Below are 6,662 nucleotides of genomic sequence, written 5' to 3'. Positions count from 1 at the left end.
ATCTGCTAACTTTTTGTAACAAAAAACTGCAAACAATTCCTTGAACTCCAAACTATCTATACCACTAAATACTAAGGGGGGCGCATAGCTGGCCTAAACTCTCTTTACAGAAAACAAAAAAACAAAACGCTGCATAAGAAAAACTCAAATGCTTGAATTTTTTCTTTCAACGTATGCGCTGATATTTGCTTGCATATCGTCTTAAAAATCCATTTTCCACCAAGATTCGTCTTAATCTCGCAAAATCTAAAGTAAAAAGGCTACATATTTTTGATGTTTCCGTTTCGCGATAGTTTTTCCTATTTTAAATGCTTCTGCAATTTTTGTAAGTATATCTTCTGTTTCTAAATGGTGATCGCTAAAAATTTCCATATTTCGTACATTTTTATCTTCTAGCGCTTGCCATAATTTATCGATTACTTGAAATCCCTTTGTTGTGTTTTGAATAAGACCAAGGTTTAAAAGGCGATTAATAGATTTGTGAATGTTTTTGGTCTCTGAATTGACAAGTTTGAGGATATCAGAAAGAATTTTAGCACCAAGTATAATAACAGTATAGACAGCGCGTAGTGTCGGTGAGGTCATGGCAGAAATGAGCGAATTATAAGAAAAATGATTTGGCTGTATTGCACATGGATATCAATAGAATATTATTCGTGCAGAATGTAGCTACCTTACGCTTGTCTACCCCATAATCCTTTAAGCTATGAGACAATTTGCAACGGCGTTTACAGAGCAATCTTAAAAGATCGTTTTGAGTTTTTTTGCCGCAGAGTGTGTTACAAAATCATAATTGAGCCATTTATGGCGAAGTGTTTTGAGTGCTCTTGTTGTGCCACCGGTTGCAAAAACTATATGTGACATGGAAGCTGCTTATTTTTTCGTTTGCATGAGGCAAAGGCAAGAAGCAAAGGCGGAGGCACCAACAATCATGCAAAAGGTGAAAGCGATATGATTGTTGAAATGGCTGATAATCCATCCACTTGTCCATGAGCCGGCGGCTTGGCCAATATTTGAAATAACAAGAATATAACTGAAAAGAACACTGGCAGAGAGGGATGTAGTTGTTTTCTCTGCTTGATAGTATATCTCTGGAATCATGACAGATTCATAGACACTGTAGGCAATTAACGCAGTCACAGCGGTAAAGACCCCACCTATGAGGAAAAACGAGGAGAAACTTCCCATAAAGCAGAGCAGATAAAAAGTTGATTTATCAGAAAGGCTGAGATGTTTATTGATTATTCCTTGCCAGATACAAATACTGATGCCAACAATTGAAAAGAAAATTCCACTATAAGGGGCGAGATTGCTGTCAAATTTACTGAGAAGTGTTGTGGTGGTGATGAAAATTCCCATGAGGAATGCACACAGCAAAGCCGTGACCAGCAAATAAGCAATAGAACGATTATGTATTATTGTTTTTAAAGAAGAAAGAAGAGCTTTTTTTGTTTTTTTATTCTTTTCAAGAGATAATGTTTTATGCGGGTAATGATAAACAATTTGAATGGATAGAACACAAAGATACAAACCAATGAGTGCAAAAAAAGCCATTAAGAAGGTTGATGCGTTGTATTTTATGGCACTCGTTGCAACAAGAGGGGCGATAACGACAGCAGCATTTTGAAAAAAAGAATAGAGAGTTAATGCGCGTTTAAGAGCATTTTCATTGAGATGTTCTGATAAAATTTCTCTCAAAAATGGCTTTGAAATTGCTTTCGAAAAAGCCATTAAGGTAAAAAAGATCAACCATGCAGAAGGTGTGAGCGATAGGATAATGCACACAAAAGCGCTACTCCTTAAAATAAAGGCGGTAGCCATTAAGAGTTTACGCGAAAATCTTTCTAATAAACCTGTTGTGGTTACCATGAGAATGCTTTCAAGGATTACCGATCCAGCGAGATAAAAAGCAACATTGGCAGCAGTTATGAGAGAAGAGTTTCCAAGCAGAGGGAGTACAAAGAAAAAGGAAAATTCAGAAAGAAAAACTGTGCTATAGATGAAAAAAGGAATTTTATTTTTGCCCATGGAATTTCCATAGAAGTGTTGTTAAATGATCAAAGACATTTTGTTGTATCTTTTGAGGAAGTTTTGCCAGCCCTATTTCTGCTGTGCACATTTCGTTGAAATAGTATCTTTCTTGATTCACTAGCCAGTCCAATGCAAGAATATTGTTTTTTCTACGATGTTTTTAGAAATATCGAGCATGATTTGGATTGAGCAACAACACTGTGCCCGGATGTTCGCGCAACAATCGTAAGATCCATTGAGACCTTGATCCTATATCTTCTCCTGATGGTTTTGACTATTTCTAATTCTTTTTGATAACCACCCAATCCTTTTTGATAACCAATTGGCATCCCGCATTCTTGTTCTTCCCCATTGCATCTCTTGCGAAGAGAGCACGCTAATCTCATCTCCATAGATTGTCAACATATGAATGGGATGAATGATTTTGTAACCTTTTAATGAAATTATATTTTTTTAGTGGAAGGTTATTCATTCTCTTGAAATAGAGAAGAAAAACGATAGAGTTCGCTAATCATTTTTCAATTCTCTTTTAGCGCATGCGTTGATATTTGCCTCCATGGCGTTGTAAAAAACCTCTCTCAACAAGAGTGCGTCGTAATCGGGCAAAGTCTATCGTAAAGAGGTTGCATATCTTGGAAACTTCCGTTTCGCTATAGATTTTTTCCTTCTGAAAGGCTTCACCAATTTTTGATAGCATCTCTTCTGTTTCTAAATGGCGGTCGCTTAAATTTTCCCTATTCCGCTCATGTTTATTTTCTAGCATTTTCCACACTGTCTCTTCGGCTTGAAATCCTTCTGTTGTGTTGTGAATAAGTCCGAGATTCAAAAGGCGATTGATGGATTTGTGAATGTTTTTGGCATCTGAATCGACATGTTTGAGGATATCAGTAAGATTTTTTGCACCAAGGATAATGGCGGCATAAACAGTACGCAGTGTCGGGGAGGTCATGGCAGAGATCAGTGAATTGCGGGTATTGCGTTTGTGAAGGGTTTCTTTCCCCATGGGCAAAAGATCATTGCGAATGGGAATTTCATTGATTTCTATGAGTTCTGCTTGGAGCGATTGTGCGCGTACAATTTGTTCGGCAGAGGTGCGTTTGCGAATAATCCCCAGACCACTTTGGCGATATTTGTGGTTTTCGGGAAGAGTTAAAGCTTCATAGGAGCCATCAAGCCGGTAGAGAATTTCTTCCCACAAAGGAGTTCTGACGCGTCGAACCCGTTGTTCGCCATTGAGAGCAATTGTTGTTGTTATGGTTGGTTCATGTAGACAAAGATAACCACCCGCGGTGATGTGTTCCCAAAGGGTTATAACAAATCGCACATCATCTGCGGGAGTACCAGCATCAAGCCAAGCAAAATCTATTGGTCCCCAAGATTTGAGCGTTTCATCATCGAAAGAGAAGAAATTCTCATGGATAAATGTTACCATGTCTTTTTCAATACCGTCTTGAAGCAGTTTTTGCCATGCTTCTTCTGCTGATTGACCTTCGACTGTAAAATCATCAATGGTGATAAGCCGAGGTTCGTAATTCTCAAGGATTCCTGAAGGATCAAGCAAAGCTGTACGCTCTTCCCAGGTGGAGGATTCTAAAAGTTTTTTATCTTGTTGCCATGCTTGTTTTGCTTTTTGCAGTGCTTTAGCAATCAAGCGCGTACTATCACCAGCACCGATTTCAATGACTGTGCGCGGTCTTGCCATTTGAATAAGCGCATAAATGAGCTGTGCACTATTTTCTGTTCCCATGCCAGGTCTTATCAGCTGCATCTTTTTATCCTTATAATTTTACCAATCGTAGCATTCCTGCTTTTATAAAAAACTTTATTGAATCCTCTAGCGGATATTGAATACGTATTGGTGTGGTGGCTTGCTTCAAGAGATGTTTTGTTTTTTCATGAAGCCGGATTGTACGCCCATTGAGTTGATTAATGGCAAGACTGCCAAGAGAAGAATCTATGATAATACATGTTGGCTCTCGTAAAAGAGCGGTTGCATCATTTTCTGAAAATGCTTTTTGATCTGTTTTGATGAGACCGTGTTGTAAAAGTGATATCAAAAGACTTCCAGAGGCAAGAAGAGTATCATTGAATTGTATTTCCCTCAGTGATTGGACAAGGCAGCCTTCACGAAGTGCTTCAAATGTGGGAAAGTCGAATCCGCCAAATGCCGCTCCTTTTGTAGAAACAATGGTGATGGGTTGTATTTGCCGTTTGCCAATGAGTGCTGGTTTGTTTTTTATTATTTGTACATCTTTTGCCCATTGAACGCGTGATAAAGGATTGAGTTCACTTGGGTAGACAGCGAAAGAATTGATGGCTATGGGCGGCGTTGGTTTTTGCAATTCAAGCGTGTGGATGTTTTCATTCAAGTCATGTTGCATATAGTCTGCAAGTTGCCATACATAACCGCCTGTTCCATTGTAAAAGTTTAAGCCTATAGGGTCTTGTTGCATGATGTTATCGTTTTTTTTACTTTAAAATATCAAGTTTTGGGGAGGGTTATTAGTTGCTCTACATTAAAGAGTGGTTTATCAAAGTCCTATTGGGTTGGTATGGGGTTGCATGGGATACAACGATTTGATAGGGATTTTATTGAAATTTGATTGGGTGGTGATTGTCATGTCCTTTTGTGGTGTATGGTTTGCTTGAGAAAAACGCCTCGTCCACTAACCATTATCAAATTCTCTCTGTTTTTTTTGTACGGCACTGTTCACAATAAAACCTAAGATGCCTGTGATCATGGTGGCGATGCCAATGATAAACAGTGTGCTTTGGGTGTGATGCACTTTTACAAAACCGGCTCCTAGAAAGCCAAGGCACACCGCTGTTTGTATGATAAAGATATAGGCAGGCATTTGGTTGTTTCGGTGTTCTTTCTGAATGGCTTTCATCATAAAACTTGCCATTAGAGCATTTTGTACGCCGTTAGCACCCCCAAGGATGAAAAATGACAGCATCATTAACCATACAATATGTGTTAAGGAAAAGCAGAAAATTGCAAAGCCGATGATTGCAGCGGCAAGTGATGCTCCAGCGGCATTACCAAAGCGATGAAAAAGGCTGGAGAAACAGAGTGGACCAACCACGAGGCCAAGACTTAACATGCTTGTGATTATCCCATAGGTTTCTGCACTGAAGTACAGCTCAGTGCGGATGCGGACAATCGATAAGACGTTGAGAGCAGAGGTGAGGATGATGGTAATGATGAGGGGAGAAAGAGCATAGACAACATTTTTTTTACGCAAGAGACCCGTTAAATCTAGCCCTTTTTTGCTGTTTTGCGTTGTGTTTGTCGTTTGTGTATGAATTTTTAAACTTTTAAAACAGAAGAGAGTGATAAAGGTAGCAAAAAGAACCATGATTGACAACGCAAACAATCCTTTTTGCCCATTTGATATTCCATACAATACACCTCCTAACAGTGGTCCTGCAATGTAGCCGAGATTACGGACTGTTTGGATAATGCGGTTGTTACGGTCTAATTGATGATCATTTTTTGCGAAGTCAGGTACAGCAACAAGGATAGCAGACCAAAAGAGTGAACCAGCACAACCTAGTGCGAAAGAAAGGGCAATATAAATCCAAAATTGGTTGGCGATTGCAGCTGTGGCTATAAAGAGTGCTTCAAACAATAAAACAATGGGTATTGTTCGCGCTGGTTGGAAGCGATGCAAGAGGCGTGGTGCAATTGGTCCGGCACAAATTGCCCCGACAAGCCCTGCAAACAGCAGCATTGAAATAGATGCTGTGCTTTCTGCTAAGTGTAGAGCAAATGTAACTTGTGCTGTTTCATCGGCAAAGCTGCTAAAGCCCAAAACAAGGAAAAGTCCCATTTGGGCGAAAATAATGGATTTTTTCTTTGTCACAATGCTCCTCCCCAAGAGGTTATAAGGTACAATTTTCTTCTACGTGTTTATGGTATATCCCATGCTTTGTATAGTTTTTCTTGATGATCAGTTGAAAAGGAAGTTTTCAGAGCTCTTTTCCAAAACAAGCACAATGCCTATTGGCAGCGATGAGCAACTCCTTATGTTTTTTTAAAGGGGAGTATTAAGGATGATGGGCTGGTGAAGTTGTCTGATATGAGAGACAATGATACAAAAAGACAATCAGAAAATTTTGCAAAAAAGCTGCACTATGCGTGCAGCTTTTTATGTATTTGCTTTAAAGGTAGACAGGTAGACGTTTTAAAGCATGAAAGTGTCCTTACGGCTTCTATAACCATAATAGCCAAAAATACTGGAAATAATGGCGCCTACCAGACTTCCTAAAAAGCCCCACCACCCCATATTGGAGGCTGTTTTTGTGGCTTTAGTTGCAGTGTTTTTTGCTCCCTTGATCGTATCCTCAAGATTGTCTGAGAGTGTTTCTGCCCGTTCTTCAAGGGCTTTGATGGCTTTTTCGGTCTTTTCCTCTGCGCTTTGATAGAGTTGAACAGCATGGTTGGCTGCTGTTTGTGCATCCGAACGGGACATGCCATCGGTCACAAGGGCTTTGATGATATCACTTCGATCAAATTTTGTCGTGAGATCTTCTACACGATCGGACAGGCGCTCACCAAGATTTTTTAAAGTGGTGCGATAGTAAGAAGGATCATTTTTGAAAGCTGTTATCGCAGAACCAATATCATT

The 6,662-nt window shown here is 39.5% G+C and carries 7 protein-coding genes and 1 pseudogene; all 8 read right to left on the bottom strand.

Annotation, left to right across the window (positions count from 1 at the left end; genetic code table 11):
- Positions 1–166: 166 nt before the first annotated feature.
- A complete protein-coding gene (locus tag ACFING_RS08925) occupies positions 167–268 on the bottom strand; it encodes a DUF2087 domain-containing protein (protein ID WP_375612583.1) in 102 nt (33 codons plus the stop codon).
- Positions 247–585: a hypothetical protein gene (locus ACFING_RS08920; protein ID WP_375630552.1), complete on the bottom strand. Its 339-nt coding sequence runs from the start codon at positions 583–585 to the stop codon at positions 247–249. Before ACFING_RS08920 ends, ACFING_RS08925 begins: the two co-directional genes overlap by 22 nt.
- 156 nt (positions 586–741) lie before the next feature.
- Positions 742–864 (bottom strand): hypothetical protein, encoded by a 123-nt coding sequence (locus ACFING_RS08915; RefSeq protein WP_375630551.1) that lies wholly within the window; start codon positions 862–864, stop codon positions 742–744.
- Positions 865–873: 9 nt separating this feature from the next.
- Positions 874–2,028, bottom strand: a complete 1,155-nt coding sequence (locus ACFING_RS08910) for an MFS transporter (protein ID WP_375630549.1) — start codon at positions 2,026–2,028, stop codon at positions 874–876.
- Positions 2,029–2,560: 532 nt separating this feature from the next.
- Complete coding sequence (locus tag ACFING_RS08905) at positions 2,561–3,799, bottom strand: DUF2087 domain-containing protein (RefSeq protein WP_375630548.1); 1,239 nt, start codon at positions 3,797–3,799, stop codon at positions 2,561–2,563.
- 10 nt (positions 3,800–3,809) lie between these two features.
- Positions 3,810–4,484, bottom strand: coding sequence for a hypothetical protein (locus ACFING_RS08900; RefSeq protein WP_375630546.1), 675 nt, complete (start codon positions 4,482–4,484; stop codon positions 3,810–3,812).
- Between the two features lie 213 nt (positions 4,485–4,697).
- Positions 4,698–5,897 (bottom strand): MFS transporter, encoded by a 1,200-nt coding sequence (locus ACFING_RS08895; protein WP_375630544.1) that lies wholly within the window; start codon positions 5,895–5,897, stop codon positions 4,698–4,700.
- A gap of 321 nt (positions 5,898–6,218) precedes the next feature.
- Positions 6,219–6,662, bottom strand: a pseudogene (locus ACFING_RS08890) (DUF3792 domain-containing protein); the annotation flags it as partial.

This window comes from Bartonella sp. AP150HLJHH (genome assembly GCF_042196385.1).
Lineage (GTDB): Bacteria > Pseudomonadota > Alphaproteobacteria > Rhizobiales > Rhizobiaceae > Bartonella.
This window is presented reverse-complemented; position numbering and strand designations above follow the sequence as displayed.

Coding starts and splice junctions, on each gene's coding strand:
- ACFING_RS08920 (WP_375630552.1), bottom strand. CDS start 585: ATGACCTCACCGACACTACGCGCTGTCTATACTGTTATTATACTTGGT.
- ACFING_RS08915 (WP_375630551.1), bottom strand. CDS start 864: ATGTCACATATAGTTTTTGCAACCGGTGGCACAACAAGAGCACTCAAA.
- ACFING_RS08900 (WP_375630546.1), bottom strand. CDS start 4,484: ATGCAACAAGACCCTATAGGCTTAAACTTTTACAATGGAACAGGCGGT.
- ACFING_RS08905 (WP_375630548.1), bottom strand. CDS start 3,799: ATGCAGCTGATAAGACCTGGCATGGGAACAGAAAATAGTGCACAGCTC.
- ACFING_RS08910 (WP_375630549.1), bottom strand. CDS start 2,028: ATGGGCAAAAATAAAATTCCTTTTTTCATCTATAGCACAGTTTTTCTT.